The organism is Balneola sp. (genome assembly GCA_003712055.1).
In the GTDB taxonomy this organism is placed as follows: domain Bacteria; phylum Bacteroidota; class Rhodothermia; order Balneolales; family Balneolaceae; genus RHLJ01.
Genome location: RHLJ01000005.1, coordinates 304,426 through 330,133 on the forward strand (window position 1 = coordinate 304,426; position 25,708 = coordinate 330,133).

Below are 25,708 nucleotides of genomic sequence, written 5' to 3' on the forward strand. Positions count from 1 at the left end.
TCTTTAAAAACAATTAGTGAATAGATTTTTCCTACATATCAGCTTCTTGATGTTCGCCTTCTTCGGCGTTGTGGGAGAGATCTATGCACAAGAGACTCCGCCTCCTGGTCAGGAAATCGTTAATCAGGTTTCGGCTACCTACTTGGAAGGAGGGGAGGAACAGGACGCTTACTCAAACGAAGTAATGGTTATCGTTGATGGGATCCTGGAGTTCAACTTTTGGCCAAACAACTCTATCGCTGAGTTTAGAGGCAGAAGCGTAGAGTTTAGCCATTATGTTCGGAATGATGGTACCGTTCCACTCACGATAGATATCAAAGGATATAATGATTCAGGAGATGATTTTGATATGCAGGATATTGCATGGACTAACACTTCTCTTGTTGGGCAAAGCAAAGCACTTGCGAATACCGATACCATTACAACCTCAGTAGTTCTTGAACCGGGTCAGGAATTTGAGACGAGCTATATCGGATGGATTAGTGTAGATGAAGACAGAGCAATTCAGACTTCGATTATGGTATTTGAGGCAACTGCCAGAGAAGCTGGGCTTACTATTATTAATAGAGATTCTATCACCATTCAGATTGGAGCAATCATAGACCTGGAAAAGGAACAGATCGGAGTGGAGGACATAGAGAGAGGAGATAACTTCCAGTATAGATTGAGGGGAGAGAATGTCGGTGATTTAACGGCACTACCTCGGGAAATCATTGTTGATGGAAGTACCACAGAAAAAGTAATACTTACTGATTCAATTCCTGCAAATCTAACTTTTGTTTCATTCACTGATGTTCCAGGTGGAACACCATATTACAAAATAAATGAAGGCGAAGACTTTGAATACACTACTACTCTGCCTGAGGATTTAACACAGGTACATGTTATTGGTATCGGTTATGATTCCTTAGAAGTAGGAGAAACTTTCGAAGCTTCTTTTGAAGTGATGATCAACGAGACTGCTTCCGATTCTATCATCAATATTGCAGAAGTATCTTTTGTTGATCCTGAAGGTGACATTACCGTTGCTGCTGCTTCGAACGATGTAATTCTTGAGCTTCCGGGAGTAACAGCCAGCATCGACTACTTTACGGATAATGATTTTGATGAGGAAACAGGAACTTCAGGAATCGGAGAACCTCTTCATATCCAGGCAACAGCTTCTGCATGTAACGAGAGAAGGGATGAGATAGAGATTGTTGATATCGAACTTAGATCTCAAGGTACAGGTGATCAGGAATTTTATGTAGGTGTTGAAACAGGACCAAACACAGCTGTGTTTAGAATCCAGGAAGAAATTCCTACAAGAGACGGTTCAATTCATCCGGTAATAAGAGACAACAAAATTAAAGAAACGATTGAAGATGATGTAATTGAGGCTATTCTTGCTTGTGCTGGTATTGAAGGTGGAATTGGAGCATCTGTTACTGCAGAAGTAATGGTTGATCCATTTGGTATCGTTTTCGACAGCGAAACAAACGCAGTTGTAGAAGGGGCCGAAGTAGTAATTATCGATGTAAATGGTACCAACAACGGAGGTAATCCCGGACAACCTGCGCTAGTGAGAACGGCCAATGGTAAAGAAGAAGCTCCTAGTAATTCAACCAGTGATGTTAACGGAAAATACAGGTTCCCATTCCTGCAACCGGGTGTTTATCGTCTCGAAGTTACCCCACCAACAGGCTATACTTTCAGTTCAATTGTACCTATTGATTCCTTACCAGCCGATCGGGTGTTAGATGAAAACGCTTCGTTCGGAATTGATTTTGAAATTACCGGAGACCCTGTTGGAATGGACTTTGATATTCCTCTTGACCCGCAGGCTTTAGGAGTACTATTAGCTACGAAAGCAGTAGATAGGTCGGTCGCTGAGATAGGTGACTTTATTAATTACACTATTACACTTAAGAGTCAGGCGGTTAATACCATTGAGAATCTAAGTGTGTTTGATAAGCTGCCATTTGGATTTGAGTACCAGCCAGGTTCTGCGAAGCTTGATGGAATTGAACTTACTGACCCGGATGGAGGAGTAGGTCCTGATTTAGAATTCATGATTGGAAGTATTGATCCGGGGCAGACCTTAAAACTTACCTATAGAGTGTATCTGGGGCCAGGTTCAGAGAGAAGTGAGGGAATTAACGTGGCGGTAGTACGAAGTGATGAGCTCGTTGTGAAAACCAGTAATGAAGCTAAAGTTAAGGTAGAAGTACGTGGGGGTGTATTCTCAGATGAAGCCTTAATTATAGGTAAGGTTTTCATGGATTGTGATGAAGACAACATGCAGGACGGTTCTGAGCTTGGAATCCCAGGGGTAAGGTTATACCTGGAAAATGGTAATTATGTGATTACTGATAGCAATGGTACGTACACCTTCTATGCAATCAATCCTAATAAGCACGTATTGAAGCTGGATAATTATTCCCTTCCTGTTGGAGCCAAAATGAAAGTGCTTGACAACAGACATGCTTTTGATCCAAGTAGTCGATTTGTTGATGTTAAGAAAGGAGAACTTCACCGTGCTGATTTTGCAGTATGTGAGTGTAGTGCTGAGATAACAGAAGAAATCAATCAGCGAAAAGCATTACTGGAAGAGAAACAAGGGGATGGTCTTTCTAAATCGCTTAAGCAAAACTTCTCATTGAATGATAGGGCAAGAGGTGGAGGAAACTCAAGCAAGGCAAGTGGTACTATTGGAAATGAGAGAGCAGTTACTATTGAAAGAGGAGCTGCTACACCGGGAGAGGAAGTAAACGTTCTTAATCCGGTTGGAACAGATACTCTAAATGTTTTATCGAAGTCTATTGAAGAGCTTATTCTGGATGCCGATCAAGAACTGGATATTATAAATATTGCGGACGGTGATACTCTGAAAAGTGAAAAAGTAACCATTTGGGCAAAAGGAAAGATGGGTGCTTTATTTGATCTGTTTGTAAATTGGGAAGTAATTGGGTCTAATAGAATAGGTCAGCGTTCTACATTAGCAGATAAAGGGATTCAGGTTTGGGAATATGTGAGTTTAGATCTCAAGCCAGGTATTAATACCATAGAACTGGTTGAAGGTGATCCTTTTGGAAATATTCGAGCTTCAAAGAGTATACAGATTCTTACTCCGGGCGAGCTTGCTAAGGTTGTGGTAACTGTACCACGGAATAATGTACAGGCTGATGGTACTTCTTTTGCTCTTGTTAATGTTCGACTGGAAGATGAATCAGGATTGACTATTGGCTCAAGAATGCCATTAACTCTCGATAATGAATTTGGTATTTGGAGAGTACCAGATTTAGATCAAAGCGAACCAGGTACACAGGTATTTGTTGAAAATGGAGAAGCTCAATTTGAGCTACGTTCTACTATTGAACCGAAATCAGTGAAGGTAAGAGCTTCGGTAGGTATTATATATGGAGAAGCGAAAGTAGAATTCCTGCCAGACTTACGCCCAATGATCGCTGCGGGTATTATTGAAGGTACTCTTCGATTCAGAGAACCTTTGAATATTACTAGCGCAGCTGATAATGACGGATTCGAAAGAGAGTTAAAAGAGCTTTCATACAGCATGAATAACTTTACTGCTGATGGTCGTTTTGCGTTCTTCTTAAAAGGTAAAGTCTCAGGTAAAACACTTCTTACTGCCGGATACGATTCCGAAAAACAAGAAGAACAGCGTTTATTCCGCGATATCCGTCCTGAGGAATTCTATCCGGTATATGGAGAATCATCAATTAAAGGTTTCGATGCTCAATCTTCAGGAAGGTTATACCTAAGACTCGATCGTGGGAAAACATATGTACTGTATGGAGATTTCATTACCCAACAAAATAACCCTGATGTTCAACTTGGAGGATATACCCGATCTCAAAACGGAGTTAGGACTCACATTGAAGAAGGAAGAGTTTCGGTTGATGCTTTTGGGGTAAGTGCAGTATCCGCTCGAAGAGTCAGGGAGTTCAGAGCGCAGGGTATTTCAAGATATGAGCTCCCCGATAATGATCTTATCGACAATAGTGAAATCATTGAGATCATTACATATGACAGAGAACAAGTTGTTGGGCTGGATACTTTAGGTGTACCAAATGACCCAAGCTTAATATTAAACAGGGAGCGTTTAACCAGATTTACCGACTATGTAATTGATCCATTTACGGGGACTATTACTTTCAGAAACCCAATCTTCAGCGTAGATAGTGATTTCAATCCAGTTTACATCCGGGCAACCTATGAGGTAGAAGATGATTCAGAGCGCTATTTAATAGGTGGGGTAAGCGGAGGTCTTGAAGTAACAAAAGGTCTTAACATTGGCGCAGGTGTTGTTCAGGATAACAATCCGAACAACGAGTTTACCATGGCTAATAGTAATCTGAAATTTGAACTCGGAGATAATACAAAAGTTATAGCCGAAGCAGTAAGAACTATTTCGGATCAATTCGGAACAGGTAATGCCGCCAGAGTTGAAGTTCAGCATAAAGGATCAGGTTATGAGATTCGAGGACAAGTAGGTCGTTCAGATGAAAACTTTAATAATAAAGGAGCTTCATTAGGTCAGTCCAGAACGGAGGCACGTGCCAGAGGGCGGGTTGATATCTCAAAGAGCACAAAATTAAATGCAGAATTCCTTCTAACCAGAAATGATACTACCGGAGACCAAACACTTGGATCTTTAGTTGGTTTAAGACAATCAATTGGTGGTTCGGTTAATGCAGAGCTTGGTATTAGGTATACAGAGCAAACCAATAGTTCTTCAGGTGATGTGACCAATACCAACTTAAGAAGTAAAGTAACTTCGAAGATTCCATTCGTTACTGGAGCATCTGCCTTTGGTGAGTATGAGCAGGATCTAAATGCAGCTGATAGAAAAACTATTGGATTGGGAGCTAATTATAAGATTAGAGATATAGGAAAGGCATATCTCAAACATGAGTTTGCTTCAACTGCAGCTGGAAGATATACCCTTCAAAGCAACGCTCAGAGAAATAATACGGTGTTTGGTATTGATGCCAGCTACATGAAGAATGGTAGAGTATTCAGTGAATACAGAATGAATGATGCCAACGATGGAAGATCAGGACAGGCTTCGATCGGGTTGAGAAATAAGTTCGTACTTCGTGAAGGTTTAGGGTTGAATGCTGGATTTGAAAGAATTTTCACGGTAATGGGCCCGAACAGAAATGACGGAACGGCGATTTCAACATCAGTGGAGTATACAGGAAGTGAGAACTGGAAGGGATCGGCCAGAGCAGAAGCACGCTTTGGAGTAAATAGCGATACCTACTTAAATACGCTTGGTTATGGTTTGAAAATCAATAATGATTGGACCTTCCTGGGTAGAAACATCATTTCGATAAGTACTCAAACAGGAAATTCAGGAATCAACAAACTCCAGGAGCGTTTCCAGGTTGGCGCGGCCTACCGCGATTCTCACACCAATATGTTTGATGCTTTATTTCGATATGAATTCAAGTATCAAAAGGATGAAACAGTAGCTTCCGGATTCTTTAGAACTGCTCATGTACTAACGAGCCATGCAAACTACCACCCAACTTCTGATCTGGTTCTTTCAGGAAGGGTAGGAGCTAAATACTCATTAGAAAATGATGATCAGTTGAGATCTGAGTCTTTCCTAGAACTAGTTTCAGGTAGGGCATTATATGACTTAAATGAAAGATGGGATGCTGGTATTAATGCAAGTATTCTTGCGAATAGTGATTTCACCACGAAAGACTACGGTTTAGGAATTGAAGTAGGGTATCTGGTTGCTACAAACCTTCGTCTGGCTACAGGCTTTAATTTTTTTGGTTACGAAGACCAGGATCTCGCAGAGAACAACTATACTCAACCGGGGGCTTATTTAGGTTTTGCTTACAAGTTTGACGAGCGAGTATTTAGAAATCTTGCTCCACGAAGAGGTTCAAACATCATTGATGAAAGCTTGTATTTGACATGTATTCCATGCGACAAGACAATGGATCTCAAAACAATGCCAATCGACATTCCTGGGCATGAGTTGACTCCGGTAATTCTTACTGCGGCTGACTTCGAGTACGAACCACTCAAGACCTATGTATTATTGCCACGTCAGATTCACTTCGATAATGATAAGTCGTACATCAATCAGGCAACTGCTCAAATGCTTGATAAAGTGGCCAAGTTCCTTATGGAGCAGGATGATTACAAGATCAATCTTTCTGGTTTCACCGACACCAAAGCTTCAAACGATTACAACCTGGCACTATCAGATCGCCGTTCAAAAGCTGCACGTGCTTACTTAATTGCTGCGGGTGTACAGGATAGAAAGCTGATCATTGATAAGTTTGGTGAGACAGAATCTACAGGTGAAAACATTGTAGAAATGGCTTTAGAGCGTAAGGTAGAACTCGACCTGAATGAGCTCAACAGCAGAGTTACCTTCGTTGATCAAATCGAAGATGTTCAGGTACAGCAAAAAGCAGCAAGAATTGGCGGATGGGATTACATCTTTAAGATGGAGCATAATGCAGTACCAGCCAACCTGAATTTAAACTCTAATTCATCTCAGTTGAGCTTCCTTAACAAGTACATCATAGAGCGAATAGCTATAGCTCTTGAAAGATATCCGACTGTTAACGTGACTATCGGGTTACCAAATGATCTGAGATTTACCGCTCTTCAAAATGCAATTATGGATGAGTTAACAAGAAGTGGTGCTGATATTTCTCGATTCATGTTTATCCGTGGAGTTGCTGGAGATAATAATACGGTACGCTTCAACTACACAGGTGCTGATAACCTGACTTTCCATACTCAAAAGGATGACATCAAATTTGCAAACAACCCTGAGGTTCCTGCTTTGATCGAAAGCATGTTGAGAATCCTCAAGTCCAGAGAAGATTATGAATTGATCCAGGATCTGTCTCAGAGTTATGTAGTACCGGATCGAGTGAACTTCACTCCACGTTCTACGGCACTTGATAATGAGACGCAGGCCGTACTTTCAAGAATTGGTTCTTACTTGCGAAATAACCCATCCGTATATCTTGAATTAATTGGAGATGGTAGCAGAACGGATGCGCAGAGAATGATTGCAATGCGCGATTATCTGGTGGATTGGGGCGTTGACGGTAATAGAATTACCTCAAGTCCCGGAACCATTGATACTGAAGGTAAATCAATCAGAATAGAATATAGAAATGCAGATTCCATCAACCTTAGAAACATCGAGTTTCTAAACAGACCGCGGGGGCAACAGTGATGGAAAAGGGATTAAAAATACTGGGTAAAACAATGAAACGTACACGCATATCACTGATTGGGTGTTTGATGCTCTTGGGATTATTCTCGACATCAGGATTCGCTCAACTGGCAGGGTACAATTACTATAAACCGATCACCATCAACTCAGCTCAGGTAGTTGGCTCACATACCGACTTCCCTGTACTGGTAAGTATTACCGATAGTGATTTAGCAAGCAAAGCCCGTTCAGATGGCTTTGACATCGTATTCACCACAAGCCCAGGAAGTACAACTATCCTGGATCATGAACTTGAGAGTTATAATTCGGCAGTAGGTGAACTGTTAGTTTGGGTGAAAGTGCCAACGGTATCAACAGCAGGGGAGACCATATATATGTGGTATGGAAATTCCGGAGCTACAACCAATCAGTCATCGGCCAATACCTGGTCGAATCAATTTCGAAGCGTATATCATTTGGGAAGTACTTTTACGGATGCTTCTCCGAACGGAAATGACGGTACTAATAGTGGTACTATAAATGCCACGGGAAAGATTGGGGATGCTCAGAATTTTGATGGAGTGGATAACTACATAGCTCTTAATGATAGCTATGCTAGTACAACTGAAGCTGAAATTACTGTTTCAACCTGGTTAAGGACATCGGTTGCAGGAAACCAGGTTATTGGCTCATTTGATAGAAATGAATATTGGAGACTGGAAGTAAATGGTAATGGTGGAGGAGATGGTCAGATAGGTTGGGATTTACTAACCAGTGCGGGGCAAATTGATTTTGGCTCAACAACAAGAGTTGATGATGGCAACTGGAGATATGTAACCGGTGTTTATGATAACGGTGCTCTTCGCATATATATAGACGGGGTAGAAGATGTAAACACAGCCCAAGGGGTGACTTTTGGTACAGGTAATACTCGATTTGGATTTATTGGAGTAGGTTCAGAAGCAGCTGGCTTTGATGGAAACCAAGGTCCTTCTAATAACTTCAACGGTGATATGGATGAATTCAGGATTTCAAATGTGGCTCGTCCTGCAAACTGGATTGAAACGGAATACAACAACCAGAATAATCCGGCTACGTTCATCACAGTTGGAGCCGAGGCAGATATAATTCCTCCATCTACTCCCGGAAATGTGAATCTGGTAGCAAGCAGTGTCGATTTACAGGTTTCTTTTGATGATGTAGATGAAACAGGAAGCGGTGTTACATCTTACTCGATTAAACGATCTACTTCGCAAGGATCAGGCTATGTGCAAATAGGAACACTTCCTGACGACGAAAGTCCTTCTTACACCTACATCGACAATACGGTAGTTCTTGGTACTACTTATTACTATGTAGTTTCAGCAACCGATAATGATGGAAATGTAGGGCCTAACTCATTAGAAGTTTTCGGAGAATTAACCGGGCCAGTTGATACAACTCCTCCATCTCTGATATTAGCTTTAGTAGAAGACGATTTACTTATCCTGGACTATGACGAAGCACTAGATGAAAGCTCAGTGCCAATAGTATTCAACTATGTCCTCAGGGTAAATGGTATCATCGAAAATATCAGCTCCGCCTCAATTACAGGAGATAAAGTATTCCTGACTTTACAATCAGCAGTCTCTCCGGGAGATAATGTAACGCTTGATTATACCACAGCTATAAATCCAAGCCCGGTTCAGGATTTAGCTGGCAATGACGCTCCAGCGTTTTCCAATGTGCAGATTAGTAATCAACTGCCGTTTAACTCAGGATTCGGCCCTGATCCGTGTCCTATACTAAATGGGCAAGATGTAGCCTGGGCTTGTTTTGATGGAAGTTTTGGTGGTACTACTATGACTGCCGAAGTAGGTGGATTGGTAATTGGTACTATAAATGCTATAGGAGCAAATGCCACTTTCTCACCAAATGCTTTGCAACAATGGGATAGCGGTGTTTTTGCAGGCGATCAGCTTAATGGGCCACAGGTGAATCCGTCCGGAGCTTCAGGTGATGCAACTTCTTTCGATATAGTTATTCCTTCTACTGTTCCTTCTGACGCTATTGTATTCTCATTAAATCGTTTACGACCAGATAGTGGAGCTACTACCTATACTATGGAAGCATTTGATGGGGGTAATCAACGAATTGATTTGAGTGGATGGCTTACTGGCCAGGGTACAGATGGCGGTGTTTGTACTAATACTGTGAATTTAAACTATACCAATGGGAATGAAACCATTGAATTTGTACCAACTTTATCCGCAAATCCGTCATGTGCCTCTTCTTCAACTCCTATTTGGTTTAGAATAGATCAACCAGGTGTAGAGCGGATTGAAATAAGAAAGGTTGCTACAGATCCGGATAATATCTTCCTCGGAATGGGTATTGTAGCTGATTTCGGTGATGCCCCAAGTGCTTATAACACTACCTATAGTTCACGATCAGTACCACCAGCTTTTCATTTATTGAATAATACAAGTCCGAATACGGTGTTCTTTGGAGCTACTGTTGATGGAGACGGAAACGGAGCGATAAGTACCAGTTCAAATGGTGATGACACGGAGTCTACAGGTATTGGTAATGGGGATGATGAAGATGCGATCTCTGTATTGGCAAGTCTCAATACCGCTCAAACAGAATATAGCACTACGCTTGTATGTACTGATGGTGATTATGTAGGTGGATGGATTGATTTCGATCAATCTAACAGCTTTGATACTGAAGAATTTGATTCAGCTATATGTTCAAGTGGGAGCGTGGTTCTTAATTGGAGTGGTATTAGTGGAACAGTTACGGGAAGTACACATGCTCGATTTAGAATTGCCAGTAATGCCAACGATGTTGCAAGTCCTACGGGTTGGGCTACAGATGGAGAGGTAGAAGATTATCCAATCCAAATCATCGAACCTCCACAACCTGACCTGGAAATCAGTAAAACTGTGGATATATCCACTCCTGTTGAAGCTGATACGGTTGTTTTTACAGTGAAAGTGAAAAACCTGGGTCCTGACCCAGCTACTAATATCCAGGTTACGGATCAATTACCTGCAGGAGTTACCTATTTCAGTGCGATAGCTTCACAGGGAAGTTATGTTAATGGCACTGGAATCTGGACCGTTGGGAATATCGCTGCTGGAGATTCAGCTACGTTATCAATTGACGTTTCGGTAGATGGTGGTACGCTTGGTCAAACCATAACAAATACTGCGTCTATTACCTCTTTGGGTGAAACCGATCCAAATCTTTCAAATAATTCGGCTTCATCAGGTATTACCGTAGTACCTGAGTCAGCAGATATAGCATTGGGAATAACTGTAGATGATAATACAGCCCTGGAAGGCCAGCTATTAACATTTACTATTACTGCAACAAACAATGGCCCTAAACAGGCGACTGGGTTGACTATAATAGACCAGATTCCAACGGGGCTAACATTCCAGGCTTCCACTCCAACAGCAGGAACATATAATAATAGTACAGGTATCTGGGATATTGGCAACCTTGGCGTTGGAGTAACAGAAACACTTAGTCTTGTGGTATCAGTAAATGCAGGTACTGAGGGAAGCCAGATTACGAATTCAGCGGATGTAAATACGGTTCTTCAAACCGATCCAAATGCTGCAAATAATACGGTATCACAACTTATTGATGTGGTAACCCCTGGTTATCCTGCTAATTGTAACGAAATACCAATTCTTTCCTTTACAGGTTCAACAGTAATAAGTGGTAGTCCGGGGCAGGTTGGAGCTACTTATCGATTCAATTCAGTGGCTCCTGGTGTTTATGCTGAGTTTGAAATCATCACTATTAATAATGCAATCCTTGTGAATTTTGACCAGATTGCATCGGGTGGGGTAGATGGTTGGTTTCAGCCACAAATTGAAGCAGATGATAAGAGCCTAGATGAAGGGTATATAGATTTCGAAATTAGCTTCTTTGATTCTGTTACCGGTAATCCAAGATATTTAACCTTTGCAGCTTCTGCCGTTGATGTGGATGGAGATCCTAATGGTGCAAGGGAATTCGCTGGTTTCCAAAGGCTTACATCATTTACCGTAGAAACGAATACAGATCTTATTCAAAATACGGAAGGAATATTTACCACCTTCGAATCAGCTCAACCCGTAGTGGTTCCTGGTATTGATCCAAACGATACAAACAACCTCGCTTTTACAACTTACACTAATGAACCAAAGTTCAGGTTAAGGGCCGGAATCAAAGATCCTACACCGAATGGCTTCCTTCAACGTCTATTCGCTTTCAATTTTGAGCCATGTGTGATCAACAATTTCACTAATCCAACATCTTCTGATATCGTCGATGTTTCTGTGATCAAAACCGTTGATTTTGCTAGTCCGGCGGTAGGGGATACGGTCACTTATACCATTAAAGCCAAAAATGAGCAAGGTAACTCGGTAGGTAATGTTGAAATCACTGATCAGCTTCCCAATGGATTAACTTTCGTTTCTGCTACTGCTACCCAGGGAACTTACGATAGTAATACAGATATCTGGGACATTGGGACATTATCTGGTCAGCAGGTGGTAACACTCACTCTAAAGGCCGAGGTTGATGCAGGTCAGGAAGGTAATACGATAAGCAACACAGCAACCCTTACCAATAACACCGGAACAGATGGGAATGCCTCTAATAATTCGGGGTCAGTAAATATTATCGTATTCGATCCTGGATCCGGTTTGACCTGTAATGAGCCTCCGTTCTTCTCATTTACGAACCCAACTATCGAGTTAGGAGTTCCATTGCAAGTTAATGCGCTGTATCGTTTTAGTAATGTTACCTCAGGGGTGGATGCACTTGTTCAGGTAGTAGCCATTAACAATGCAACTCTAGACGCTATTGATAATGATGGGCTTGCTAATTCGCCAGCAAACTTTAGCCCGTTTTTCACGGCATTAGGTGGCGGTGGGTACGTTGATTTCAATATTACATTAGTTCAAACAGGTACGCTACTTCCAGTTAAGCAGAATTTTGCCCTTACTGGTCTCGATATAGATGGCTTTAATAACGGTTCAGGAGGTACGGTTAGAGATTACCTTGGTTTTGCACAAAACCAGTCCAATACGGTTGAATTTGCTACTAACCTTGCAGTTTCTAATGCTGGCCCGTTCCAGCTTTTTGAATCGAATGTTACTACTGATGGAAATGGCACATTTGATACCGATCATATGGCTTACATCGTGTATAACTACACCTCGACTTTCGATTTAAGGACTGGAGGCTTTACTTCAGCCAGTTATTCTGATGATCGTTTAGTTGATATAGACTTCACACAGTGTAGAAATCAGGATTTCAATAATCCTGTGGTAACTACCAGGGATGCAGATATTGCGGTAGTTAAGACGGTTGATGAGCCTAATCCACTAGAAAATGGGACAGTTAATTTCACGATTATAGCTATCAATAATGGCCCTGAGAGTGCAACAGAGCTCGATATTAATGAGACAATACCTGCAGGATTAACACTTGTTCAGGCTACTCCAAGTCAAGGTTCTTACAACCAGTTAACTAATCTTTGGCAAGTAGGGACTCTCCCTACTGGAAATTCAGCCACTCTTGTTCTTGAAACCACGGTTAACTCAGGGTTGTCCCAGGATTCATTGGTTAATAAGACATTCGTCAATGGCTTAAATCAAAGCGATCCGAATATTGCGAATGATACCTCCACGGTAGCTATCTATATCAGTATTCCTATTTCAGGTACAGTTTTCGAGGATATTACAGGCGATGGATACCAGGAAGACACCAATTTTGGAGATGCATCAGGAGACCAGCAGGGACTGGAAGATGTGGTAGTTCACTTATTCAAAGATGGAGGAGATGGATTAGCTACTGGTAGCGATGATGTTTATGTCACTTCTGATACAACGAGCAATACTGGAGGTTATTCATTCCAGATTGGTGAAGATGCAGATTTCTGGATTGTAGTGGATTCAAGAAGCGGGGAGCTTTCGAATGGTACTACTTGGGCAGAGCAAACCTATGCAGCTTCCGGCGCTTTATGTGAAGATGGAGCAGGGAATACTGCCGAAACTACCTCTCTGGGGCATTGCTTTGGAGGTCGAAGAGGAGATGTATCTGATAATATCCCTGCTAACCCTACTGGCTCTGACCTGGCTAATGCAGAACATGTGATAAAGAGAACAGTTTCAGGTACTGGAATCACTGGTATTGATTTTGGATTCAGTTTCAATGTGGTTACCAATACGGATGATGACGACGAAGATGGAACTGCTTCACGCCGTGCTCAGGGAACACTTCATCAGTTCATACTTAACGCTAATGAAATATCAGGTGCAAATTCGATGCGATTTGTTCCTGCGGTTCCAACCAACAGCTCTGGAAGTGGTGGGAATTGGTGGACAACAACCATTCAAGTAGCTTTGCCTACTGTTACAGATCAACTGACAACCATTGATGGTACTGCTTACCAGAACACTGCTCCAACTACAGTAAGAGACGATAATACAGGAACCGTAGGAACTGGAGGAACAGTTGGAGTAGATAACCTTGTTCTGGATCCCTTCCAAAGAAAAGAACTTGAAGTCAATTTAAATGACAGGGGAGGAACGGCCTTTGCAATAAATAGTACAGGAGCTGTAGTAGTTCGAAATACTGCATTTTATAACAGCCTCTATGGTGTAAATGTACTATCTGTATCAAATGGTTTAATAGAAGATAACTTCTTTGGATTGAGAGCAGATGGGGCGGCCGTTACTTTTGGTGAGCGATTCAATAGAGGTATTCTTTTCTCAGGAGGCTCAGCGACTAGTGCATTAATCCAGGAAAACTATATAACTGCTTCTACCATATCGGGTATCTATTCTGATAATGCTAATACTACAATTACTGTATTTAAGAATGAGATTACGGCAACTGCTCAAACAAATGCTCAGGGAGATGCAGTTGAAGGATTTGGTACCTGGACAGTAGAACGGAATCTGATTTACAATAACGGTAATTCTAGCAGCTCAGCTACTAATGGGGGTAGTGGTATTGAAATAGGAACGAATTCAGGTTCTTCAAGCGGGCACACTATTCGTAACAACACCATCAGTGGAAATACAATAGCAGGTATTACCATTTTAAATAATGTTACCGCATCCCTGGTTGAAAAGAACATTATCAATGGTAACGGTACCAACTTCACCTCAGCAACCACTAAAAGTGGGGCAGGGATTAAACTCCTTTCTCCAACCGGAGCTGCACAGGAAGGAATTAGAATTACCCAAAACAGTTTCTATGATAATGAGGGAATTTCCATTGATGTGGGCTATTCTTCTACAAGTATAGCTGATGGTGTTTCTCCAAATGATGGAGTATTGCAAGGTGCTGCAACAACTCCTAACAGAGGTCTTGATTACCCGGTATTCACCCTTGCTACTCTCGAAAATGGGGTACTTAGTGTAGAAGGATATGTAGGTACCACTACTACAAAATTAGCAGGTGTATACACTATAGAAGTATATAAAGCTGAGGATGATGGTGATAGCGACGCACTGGTTGAAGTTGGAGGATCGCTCACATTACCTCATGGTGAAGGGCGGGATTATATCGCTACTATTACAACAAATAGTGATGGTACCTTTAGTACCAACATCACCTTACCAGGTTCGCCTACATTGGCATTCAATGATCGAATTACTGCTATTTCGATAAGTGCTGCAAATAATACTTCTGAATTTGGTGCCAACCAGAGAGTGGTACCTACAGGGGTAAGTATCAGTGGTTTTGTATTTCATGATACCAACCACAACATGATCCAGGATGCTACTGAAGCAGGATTGGTAAATGTGACGATTGTACTTTATAACACTGCTCTAAATAATTGTAAGAGTGTTCTTACAGATTCAAATGGACGATACGAGTTCACAAATGTACTTAACGGCAATTATGATCTAATTGAATCCTTCGGTCAAAGTGTTCCAACACCTGACATCTGTACTCCTGCAGAAACTGATCCGGATGACTTTACTTCTACAACTCCAAACCTGCGTTCAGTCACAGTAAACAACCTTCCTGTATTCCAGGATTTTGGAGATTATGAAGGAATAAAAATAACAGGAACGGTATTTAATGATAACGGGGTAGCAAGCGGTACTGCCAATGATGCCTTACAAAACGGAGGAGAGTTAGGTTTTGGTAATCAAACGGTTACAGCATTTACCGGAGATGATAATTTAATTGAACAAGTGGTATCTGCTGCAGATGGCACCTATGAACTGTATGTCCCTAAATCGATTGTGGATGAAGGTGGTACAGTTAAAGTAGTAGAGACGAATGGAGCTGAAAAAATCTCAACAGGAGGCTCAGCCGGTACCACTGGTGGAAGCTACGATATTGCTAATGACCGAACTACATTCACTATTACACTTGGTACAATATACACTGGGGTAGATTTTGCCGATGTATCTGTAAGTAGGTTATTAACTAATGGTGAAAAAGTTGTACTTCCGGGAGCAGCAGTTTCCTACCAACATATTTTTGAAGCAAGAACAGCAGGAGATGTAGTATTTACTACTACCAATTTATTCAATCCTGATCCGCCAAATTGGCCGGTGATTTTATATGAGGATTTGAACTGTAATGGTACCACTGATTCTGGAGAACCGATTATTCTTTCGACAGATACCAGATCAGTTTCAGCAGATCAACAAATTTGCTTAGTGGTAACAGTTACTGCTCCAAATGGCTTAAATGATGGTGCTTCAGCTAATACAACCGTTTCGGCCACTTTTACATTGAGTAATACGAGTCCTGCTATTCAAGAAATATTAACCAGAACCGATCTTACAACGGTATCTACTACTCAGGCAGGTTTGGTAATCCTTAAATCAGTAGATAAGCCACAAGCATTACCTGGTGCTACTTTAGTATACTCTATCAATTACGAAAATCTGGGTGACGAACCGATAACCCAGGTCGAAATAACCGACGTAATCCCTAACTACACCACTTATTTATCAAGTAGCTGTGGTACGTTACCAACTGGGATCACAAATTGTACGATTACAGCTCCAAGTATCGGATCGATGGGTACGGTTCGCTGGACCTTTACAGGGACTTTAGACCCCGGCCAAACAGGCATAGTATCATTCACAGTAAAAATTGACGATTAAAAAAAGAGAGTAATGACGATCAATAATAAACCACTCGTATTCATAGTAGAAGATAATATTGCCTATCGTATGTTGATAAGTCGGGTGCTTCAAAACAAAGGCTTCATGGTCATGGTATTTGAAAACGGCCGCAAAGCAGCTGATATGCTGCAGCATATAAAACCTAAACTGATTGTATCTGATATTGAAATGCCTCGAATGGATGGATTTGAATTTAAAGATTATGTAAGAAGGAATTTTGAGGATACGATTCCATTCATTTATCTGTCATCAGTAACAAATGAGGAGGTAAAAGAAAGGGCTCAACTACTTGGAGCTACAAAAATGTTGAAAAAGCCGGTTTCTCCTGATGATTTAAAGCAGACTATTGATGAGGTATTAAATAAATGCTACTGAATTGCTACGCAATAGTTATTAGTTAATGGTTATTGGTGAATCATCTTTCCAATAACCATTAACTAATAACCAATAACACTATGGTATCTTAACTGAACAGAAAAGTGAACAATGTGAATAATTCAATGGCATTTATTTAAGTTTGGTTACTTTCCCAAAAATTTTTCGATCCCTTGCTCATATTCAATTAAAACATGATCACTCATACCCAGGTTATCGTTCTCCGCACTGTTGATTATCAGGAATCAAGCAAGATAATAACGGTATTGAGTAAAGAGCATGGCAAAATCGCTTTGATAGCCAGAGGAGCTAAGAAACCAAAGAATAAGCTAAGAGGAGCTCTCGAAATTGGTAACATCCTGGATGTGGTTTACTATCATAAACCATCCAGATCGGTACAAAACCTTACAGAAGCATCAATTCATTTTTCTAGCCAGGAGTTTAGGATTGACCTTGAAAAAGCATCCATTTTATATACCACGCTAGAGCTGGTTGCCCAGCTTATCCACGAAAATGAAATGAATGAAAGCTTCTACAAATTCCTGATTACCCTAATACCCTGGCTGGCCGGCAATGAAGCTATCAAAGCTTCGATCCTATGCTACATACAGGTAAGATGTGCAGAGTTATGTGGGTTTTTGTTAAACGATGAAAATACGAACCTGGAAATGCCTGTATACTTCAATATAGCTGAGGGTTCGATTTCAAATGCAATTGATTCGGAACTTTCGTATAAGTTAACCGTCTTACAAGCGCGTTTTTTAAAGCAATCAATACAAACAAAACAGAAAAATATTTTCAATATTGAATTGACCGGACAGGAACTAAAACAACTTATCCGGCATTTAGATGTTTACTTTATGTATCATATTGAAGGTTTTAAAGAACGTAAGTCAGATGTAGTTTTCGAACAGCTCTTGAAGGATTCCTAATGAAGAAAAGAGATTTTTATTTAACCGCGTTGCTCCTGGTATTGGTTGGTGTATCAATCGGAACCATATTCGCATTATATAGCATAAACCCAGAATTAGCTCCTCTTTCTGAGGTTAAAGTAACCGAGGTTAAGAAAAGTGATAAGCCCTTTATAAGCGAAGAAGAACTCGCAAAATATGATACCCGGTTTGTTTTCAAAGCAATTGCTGAAGAAGTAACTCCAACGGTAGTTTATATCGAGACTATAATACCCGTAGATGTACCAGATGATGAGAATCATAGTTTTTCTGAAAATCTTTGGGACAGGATTGTTCCAAGAAGAGCTCGTACGGTAGGCTCGGGAGTAGTAATTACAAACGATGGATATATCCTCACCAACTATCATGTAATTGAAGGAGCTGTTAGAAATGGACTCAAAGTAGTTCTAAATGACAAAAGAGAATTTGATGCTGTACTCGTAGGGCAGGATCCTAGTACCGATTTAGCTGTTATTAAAATTAATGCCAATGGACTTCAGGCCGTTACAGTAGGTAATAGCGACAGTGTTGATGTTGGAGAATGGGTGCTGGCAATTGGTAATCCTTTTAGACTTCGATCAACAGTAACGGCAGGTATTGTGAGCGCATTAAGTAGAGATGTACAGATTATTAATGATAGAATGCGCATCGAGAGTTTTATTCAAACTGATGCAGCCATAAACAAAGGAAATAGCGGTGGAGCATTAGTTAACACAAGTGGGCAACTTGTAGGAATTAATACTGCTATTGCTTCCCAAAGCGGGGCGTACCAGGGTTATGGATTTGCTGTTCCTAGTAATCTTGCAATCAAAGTTGCTACCGATATCATTCAGTTTGGAGAAGTAAAAAGGGCACTTCTAGGTGTTAGTATTGCATCAGTAGACTATGATAGAGCCTTAGATTTAGGGCTGGATGAAGTACGAGGCGTTGAGATTCTATCAGTGAGTAGAGACGGAGCTGCAGCGCTATCCGGTTTATTACCTGGTGATATTGTTTTCGAAGTAAATGATCAACCCGTTAATGAATCCAATGAGTTACAGGAAAAAGTAGCGGTTCTACGTCCTGGCGACCTTGTAGATCTATTGGTATGGAGAAAGGGAAGAGAGTTTAAAACAAGTGTATTGCTTAAGATGCTTGAGCCAGAACCGGAAGATGAATTAGTATTTGCAGATGAACCCGTCGAATCAAATGAAATTCCCGAAGGAGATAACTCAGGGGTAGAAGTAGAAGAGTTTGATTTGGGCTTTAGAGTAATGGCATTGGTTAAACCCGAAAATGAAAAGCAATACGATTTGATAATCAGCCATGTATATAAATATTCGGAGGCATGGAACAGGGGTTTAAGGGAAAATCAAAAAATTTTAGCAGTTGATGAAGAAACAGTTGAAGATATCCAATCTTTAAAAGACCTTATTTCCCGAAAGTTAATTGATCAACGCTCGGTAATCCTTGAAGTAGTAAATGAAGAAAACGCAAAGGGTTATATAGAGCTAGAAAGGAATTAAATGAACAAATTTACTTACGGGGTACTCTCTATAATTACTCTTTTTATAGTGTCATGCTCATCTTCAGCTCCAACAGTTGGCACTACAAATAGTACTTCTAATTCTATTTTCCCTGGGTGGTATAACCAATCAGGCTTTTTTGCTGATGGTGTTGCTTATCATGGGTTTGCAACGGCGGTTTCCGCTGATTCTGTTACAGCTATTGAACGTGCAGAGCTTAAAGCAAGAACTACCCTTGGAAAAAATATCGGGGAAATAACAGAAAATATCCGTGTTGAATTGGATCAAGGAGGTTCTTCAAATGTAGGGAATACGGATTTTATCATTATCCTGCGAACTGCTCATACTGGGGTTGAGCTTGAATCAACTCTAACCGAGTCACTAGCTACTAAAGTTGATGGGTATTACAGAGGCTTTGCTAAAGTTGAAATCTCTCGGGCACAAGCAGCTTCAGTTCTTGAAACAGGCTTTACCGGGCATCCAAGATATTGGGGTGAGTTTTCTTCTTCAGAAGGGTATAAGAGTAGTTTTTAATCGCATTTTTATTTTAATCTCAATTCGAGATAAGAACCTAATCTTGAATGATAGACAAGTCATTCCGCAGCGAAAGCCGGAATCTAGATTGTTGTTAAAGGCAACATACGAGTTTAAAAGCTAAATTTAGATTCCTGCCTTCGCCCGCCTTCTACAATATAAGTACGGCGGACAGGCAGGAATGACTCAAAAGCTTTTCTGGTGCTTCTACCTGAAATACTCTCATCTCAAACTCAGGTTTTTACAAAACACGGCTTTCTAAAGAATAAATTAAGCTGTTTATTCTCTTCATCGTTTAATTGTAAATAACAGCTTATATGAAATCCTTACGTTCATTATTAGCTGTGCTGGTGGTCATCTTTGGTCTTGGAATGAGTATTATTGCTCAGGAAGCCCCGGCATATGCTATATCTGATGTAACCATCCACCATTCTGATGGAACAATAACCGAATCCGGTACCATAGTCTGGCGAAATGGAATTATCGAAGCAATTGGTTCCGGGGTAAACATTCCATTCGATGCATTCAAAGTAGATCTTGGAGATTCACTTCATATTTATCCCGGATTTATTGACGGTTTCACTACATGGGGTAGCCCAAGACCTCCAACCGACTTGGAAAGACTTCCCAGACCTGGAGAGCCTCCGTACGACCGGGCTGGTGTTCAACCTGAGAGAGTCCCATCTGAAATGATGATTGATGACAAGGACTTTGAAGCAGCCATAAAAGCTGGTTTTACAACAGCAGCACTCGGTTTTGATGGAAATATGTTATCAGGTAAAGTAGAAATATTTACCCTTTCTCCTAAAGATGTAAAAGCCAATTTATTTGGAGAAGAAATAGCATTACATGGAAGTTTCTCAAGCGCACCGGGTGGCTGGAGTACAGGAGCTTATCCATCTACACAAATGGGAGTGATGGCTAAATTCCGACAGGTGATGTACGATGCTGAGGCGCTAAAAACTCACATGGAATATCATTCCTCTAATCCTGAAATGCCTGCCCCTGAACGAAGTGATGTTTTGGAAGCTATGTTTCCTTTAATAGATAAATCAAAGCCACTATTCTTTAGTGTAGATACAAAAGAAAATATCGAACGAATGTTTTCCTACCAGGATGAATTCGGCTTTGATATCGTGATTGTATCAGGTAAAGAAGCGTATGCCAGAGCCGATGAGCTTAAAGAAAGAAATATACCAGTATTAGCAAGTGTAGATATAACTGAAGCACCTGAATGGCACAAAGCAGAACCTGATACCAGTAAAGAGGCAGAAGAACTCTCTGAAGAGGAACAACACTTCAGAGATAAAAGAATGGCTGCCTGGAAAGATGAAGTGATGAATATCAAAATGTTAATGGATGCCGGTGTTCAGGTTGGTTATTCATCCTTTGATATGGCATTAAAAGATTTGCCAAAAAAAGTAACCCTACTAGTTGAAGAGGGTGGACTAACCGAAGAAGATCTGGTAAAACTCATGACTACAAATACGGCACAAATTCTGGGTATTGATGATAGTTTTGGGGAATTGAAGGTGGGAATGAATGCAAGTTTTACTGTATTCGATAAGCCCATGATGGAAACGAAAGCGAAATCTGTTTCTAGTGTGAGTAATGGCAACATCGTAGAATTTTAATAGGAGGGAAAGATTATGAAGAAAAGTCTATTGACATTGTTAGCATTGTTCACTGTTATAAGCCTTCAGGCTCAGGAAACAGGTTCAGTGCTTATTAAGAATGCAACTGTAGTAACCATTACAAATGGTGAGCTAGAAAATACGGATGTACTTATTCGTGATGGTAAAATTACCAGAATCGGAGAAAACCTTTCAGCACCAAGAGGAGTGGAAACTATTGATGCTACCGGTAAATATCTAAGTCCTGGCATTATTGATGCCCATTCTCATTTAAATACAGTTAGTACAAATGAATCACGGAATCCGGTTACTGCTGAGGTTACGATGGAAGAATCGGTTAACCCAAATGATATAGCCATTTACCGGGCTATAGCAGGTGGAACTACTAGTATTCATCTTATGCATGGTTCTGCTAATGTTATTGGAGGACAGGGCGAAACTTTGAAGCTTCGCTATGGAGCCTCACAAGATGGAATGAGAATGGCAAATGCTCCAAGAACTATAAAGTTTGCATTAGGTGAAAACCCAACCCGGGTTCATGGCCAGGGAAGTGGAATCCACCCTCGCACCAGAATGTCTGTAGAACAAGTAATCCGTGAGCATTTTGATATGGCTATCGATTACAAAAGAAATCGAGAAGAATACCTTACTGCAAAAACCACTTACGATCGAAGAAAACGAGGGGTGCCACCAGTGCCAGTAGCCCAAAACCTTAGATTGGAAGTACTAAGTGATATCATAGATGGTGAGATTCTTGTTCACTGCCATTCGTATCGTGCTGATGAGATTCTTATGCTTATGAGAGTATTCAACGATTATGGGGTTAAAAACTACACCTTTCAGCATGCTAACGAAGCATTCAAAGTAGCACCAGAGTTAGCAAAGAACGGCGCTCACACTTCCATTTTTGCAGACTGGTGGGCCTATAAATTTGAGGTGTATTACTCAACAGCATATAACGCTACTATTCTTAATGAGAATGGAGTTATCAATAGTATTAATAGTGATAGTGATGAGTTGATTAGGCATTTAAATCATGAAACCGGAAAGACTATCAGATATGGACAAACTTCAGTAGAAGACGCGCTCAAAATGATTACGATCAATCCTGCTATTCAACTTGGAATTGAAGATAGGGTAGGAAGTATTGAAGAAGGTAAAGATGGTGACGTTGTTATTTGGAGTGGACATCCGATTAGTATCTACAGCAAGGTGGAACAAACCTATATCGACGGTAAAAAATACTTCGACCTGAATGAAGACCCTGCTGATATGAGGATTTCAGTAAATCCTGGACAGGATTATGAAACAGCATCATTCTCCAGTGAAATCCTGGCAGGACGTCATGTAGACGCTTGCATGGAAGATACATTTATTCTGTTCGAAGGAACCAATCACAGTCATGAGTAGGGGGCGAATTATGAAATCAATAATTAAATACATACTTGTCGTTTTATTAGTCGCCGGATTTGGGCAAGCTAATGCTCAAATAACCGAAAAACCCGGCTTTGGTAAATACGCAATCACTGGAGCTACCATACATACGGTAACGAACGGGACTATTGAAAATGGGGTAGTGCTAATAGAAGGGAAATACATTACCCTGGTGGGTAATAATGCCAGAGTGCCCGCCGACTTCACAAAAATTGAAGCGGATGGTAAACATGTTTATCCGGGCTTTATGGACTCAGGAAGCCAGCTTGGATTGGTTGAAATCAATGCAGTTCCAGTAACAGTAGATAGTCGCGAAGTGGGTAACTTTAATCCAAATGTAGTGGCATTTACTGCCTTTAACCCTCACAGTGTGGCCATTCCGGTAACCAGGGTAAGTGGAGTTACTCATGTAATGACTGCACCTTCATCAGGGCGAATATCGGGACAAGGTTCGATAATGAACCTTTGGGGATATTCTCCTGATTCTATGGCGATTGATGCGAGAGCTGGTATGGTTGTATCATGGCCTTCTTCTATGAAGAGAGGTTCTTTTGATCGTCGTAGCGACAAGGAAATAAAAGAAGAATTTGAAGAACAGGTGAAAGAGCTGGATGACATGCTTGATAAAGCCCGGTTTTATAATTCTATGATGGAAGCTTACGAGGATGATCCGAATGGCAAAGAACAGCCAGATAAAAATATTTATCTCGAATCAATGCGAGAAACAGTTCGCGGTGAAACACCTGTTGTAATTAGTGTTACTCGTGACAAGGATATTCTTGAAGCAATAAAGTGGGCTACTGATGAGAAGAATGAGGACCTAAATGTTATTTTTTATAATGTACAAGAAGGTTGGCGTGTAGCTGATGAAATAGCTGAAGCAGGTATTCCGTGTTTAGTTAAAGCGCTCTATTTACCATTACGACCTTATGATCACATCCATCGTCCGTATGAAAATGCAGGAGCACTTCATAAAGCCGGAGTGAAAGTAGCGATTATTTCAGGTGAGATAGAAAACGTACGAAATCTTTCTTTCGAAGCCGGATATGCAGCTGCTTACGGATTAGGAGTAGAAGAAGCACTTAAGGCCGTTACTATAAATCCAGCTCAAATTTTTGGAATCGATGATATGGTAGGTTCTATAGAAGAAGGAAAAATGGCAAATCTGTTCATTTCAGATGGAGATCCATTTGAACCGGTAACTCAAATTGAACAAGTGTTTATTTCGGGTTATATGATACCTATGGTAAGCAGGCATACCCAACTGTATGAAGAATTCCTTGACAGAGATTCTGTAGAGTAAAGGAAAGTATGCTTGAGATAAGGAATTAAGAATTATCAATTAGGAATAGTGGATGTGGATCATAGTTATTAGTTAATGGTTATTCGTTGTTGGAAAGGTGATTAACCAATAACCGTTAACTAATAACTATAGAAATAGTATCTATATAAGCCTAATCCATCATTCCTAATTTTTTAATTTCCAATTCTTAATTCTATTAAAATAATCCCGATATTCGAATCATAATTTATTGAAAGAGAATTAATACGTGAAGGAATTTATCAGAATTGCATCAGGGCAAGGTTTTTGGGGTGATCTCCCTAACGCCCCTGTTAAACAAGTTAAAAACGGCCCAATTGATTATTTAGTGATGGATTATTTGGCGGAAGTCACCATGTCCATCATGCAGAAGCAAAAGATGAAAAACTCTGATTGGGGCTATGCCAGAGATTTTGTTCAGGTAATCAGTCAAATCCTTCCTGAAATCAGTACACAAGGAGTTAAGGTGATAAGTAATGCTGGAGGGGTAAATCCTTTAGCATGTAAGGATGAGATCCTTAAGGTCGCCAAAGAAGCTGGTTTCACAAATATAAAGGTAGCAGTGCTAGGTGGAGATAACATCTTGCCAGATATTGATACGCTGCTTCAGGAAGGGCATACCCTAAACAACATGGATACCGAAGAACCCATCTCAACGGTAAAGGATAGTTTACTAAGTGCGAATGTTTACTTCGGCTGCCGAGGTATTGTTGACGCTCTGGAATTAGGTGCGGATATAATTGTTACCGGCCGGGTTACCGATACCGGATTGACACTGGCACCTATGATTCATGAATTTGGATGGGATTTTGAGGACTTTGATAAAGTTTCAGTTGGTACGATTGCGGGTCACATCCTTGAGTGTGGAGCCCAGGCATCAGGAGGTAATTTCACCGATTGGGAAAAAGTGGAAGATTTTTCGAACATAGGATTTCCAATTGTAGAAGCATATCCAAATGGTGAGTTTTATGTAACTAAGCATGAGGGAACGGGTGGGTTAGTTAGTTCACAAACAGTAAAAGAACAGCTCCTCTATGAGATCGGGAATCCTAAGGATTATATCACTCCCGATGTAGTAGCTGATTTTACATCTATCCAAGTAAAAGATGTGGGTCCAGACAGGGTAAAAGTATTCGGAATAACGGGATTGCCATATACCGATTCTTATAAAGTATCAGCTAGTTATAACAGCGGGTACAAACTTTCATCTACATTAGTATACAGTTGGCCTGATGCACTCAAAAAAGCGGAGAAAGGTGCAGAGATTTTAGAAAAAAGGGCCAAAGACCTGGGTTTACAAATTGATGAATTCAATAAAGAGTTTGTAGGTTACAACGGAACAAATGAAAAGCCTATTGATCAATATGAGGGAGTGGATGACTTCGATGAAATTCAGATGAGGATTTCAGTGATGGGTCCCGAAAAGAAAGACATTGATCGATTTGGAATGGAAATAGCGCCGCTAATTCTAACTGGGCCAAGTGGAGTTACAGGATTTGCAGGAGGTAGACCTAAAGCAAGTGAAGTTGTTGCTTACTGGCCGGCGCTGTTAGATAAAGAAGCTGTGGATTATAATGTAACTGTATTCAATATAGAGTGATAACAATA

The 25,708-nt window shown here is 40.7% G+C and carries 10 protein-coding genes; all 10 read left to right on the top strand.

From position 1 onward, the window contains the following. The first annotated feature begins 49 nt into the window (after positions 1–49). The 10 genes from ED557_13275 to ED557_13320 all read left to right on the top strand — a co-directional run bounded on the left by ED557_13275 (position 50) and on the right by ED557_13320 (position 25,700). Positions 50–7,222, top strand: a complete 7,173-nt coding sequence (locus ED557_13275; GenBank protein ID RNC80092.1) for a DUF11 domain-containing protein — start codon at positions 50–52, stop codon at positions 7,220–7,222. Beyond that, positions 7,222–16,326: a DUF2341 domain-containing protein gene (locus ED557_13280; GenBank protein ID RNC80093.1), complete on the top strand. Its 9,105-nt coding sequence runs from the start codon at positions 7,222–7,224 to the stop codon at positions 16,324–16,326. The genes ED557_13275 and ED557_13280 overlap by 1 nt, the downstream gene beginning before the upstream one ends. Before the next feature lie 12 nt (positions 16,327–16,338). Then, positions 16,339–16,722, top strand: coding sequence for a response regulator (locus ED557_13285; protein ID RNC80094.1), 384 nt, complete (start codon positions 16,339–16,341; stop codon positions 16,720–16,722). 194 nt (positions 16,723–16,916) lie between these two features. After that, on the top strand, positions 16,917–17,654 hold the full coding sequence (gene recO / locus ED557_13290) for a DNA repair protein RecO (GenBank protein ID RNC80095.1): 738 nt from the start codon (positions 16,917–16,919) through the stop codon (positions 17,652–17,654). Beyond that, positions 17,654–19,177: a PDZ domain-containing protein gene (locus tag ED557_13295; protein ID RNC80096.1), complete on the top strand. Its 1,524-nt coding sequence runs from the start codon at positions 17,654–17,656 to the stop codon at positions 19,175–19,177. The genes recO and ED557_13295 overlap by 1 nt, the downstream gene beginning before the upstream one ends. Next, on the top strand, positions 19,178–19,711 hold the full coding sequence (locus tag ED557_13300; protein ID RNC80097.1) for a hypothetical protein: 534 nt from the start codon (positions 19,178–19,180) through the stop codon (positions 19,709–19,711). A 317-nt stretch (positions 19,712–20,028) separates the two neighbouring features. Then, positions 20,029–21,345, top strand: coding sequence for a hypothetical protein (locus ED557_13305; GenBank protein ID RNC80098.1), 1,317 nt, complete (start codon positions 20,029–20,031; stop codon positions 21,343–21,345). 15 nt (positions 21,346–21,360) lie between these two features. Next, positions 21,361–22,755 carry an amidohydrolase gene (locus ED557_13310; protein ID RNC80099.1) on the top strand — a complete coding sequence of 465 codons (1,395 nt, stop codon included), beginning with the start codon at positions 21,361–21,363 and terminating at the stop codon, positions 22,753–22,755. Then, positions 22,748–24,082: an amidohydrolase gene (locus ED557_13315; GenBank protein RNC80100.1), complete on the top strand. Its 1,335-nt coding sequence runs from the start codon at positions 22,748–22,750 to the stop codon at positions 24,080–24,082. The genes ED557_13310 and ED557_13315 overlap by 8 nt, the downstream gene beginning before the upstream one ends. A 247-nt stretch (positions 24,083–24,329) precedes the next feature. Continuing rightward, the gene (locus tag ED557_13320) at positions 24,330–25,700 is read left to right on the top strand and encodes a DUF1446 domain-containing protein (protein ID RNC80101.1); all 1,371 of its coding nucleotides are present in this window, start codon (positions 24,330–24,332) and stop codon (positions 25,698–25,700) included. Positions 25,701–25,708: the final 8 nt, after the last annotated feature.

What these genes read in the sequence shown, in the direction of transcription:
- ED557_13275 (RNC80092.1), top strand. Translation starts at nt 50, where the DNA reads ATGTTCGCCTTCTTCGGCGTTGTGGGAGAGATCTATGCACAAGAGACT.
- ED557_13280 (RNC80093.1), top strand. Translation starts at nt 7,222, where the DNA reads ATGGAAAAGGGATTAAAAATACTGGGTAAAACAATGAAACGTACACGC.
- ED557_13285 (RNC80094.1), top strand. Translation starts at nt 16,339, where the DNA reads ATGACGATCAATAATAAACCACTCGTATTCATAGTAGAAGATAATATT.
- recO (RNC80095.1), top strand. Translation starts at nt 16,917, where the DNA reads ATGATCACTCATACCCAGGTTATCGTTCTCCGCACTGTTGATTATCAG.
- ED557_13295 (RNC80096.1), top strand. Translation starts at nt 17,654, where the DNA reads ATGAAGAAAAGAGATTTTTATTTAACCGCGTTGCTCCTGGTATTGGTT.
- ED557_13300 (RNC80097.1), top strand. Translation starts at nt 19,178, where the DNA reads ATGAACAAATTTACTTACGGGGTACTCTCTATAATTACTCTTTTTATA.
- ED557_13305 (RNC80098.1), top strand. Translation starts at nt 20,029, where the DNA reads ATGAAATCCTTACGTTCATTATTAGCTGTGCTGGTGGTCATCTTTGGT.
- ED557_13310 (RNC80099.1), top strand. Translation starts at nt 21,361, where the DNA reads ATGAAGAAAAGTCTATTGACATTGTTAGCATTGTTCACTGTTATAAGC.
- ED557_13315 (RNC80100.1), top strand. Translation starts at nt 22,748, where the DNA reads ATGAGTAGGGGGCGAATTATGAAATCAATAATTAAATACATACTTGTC.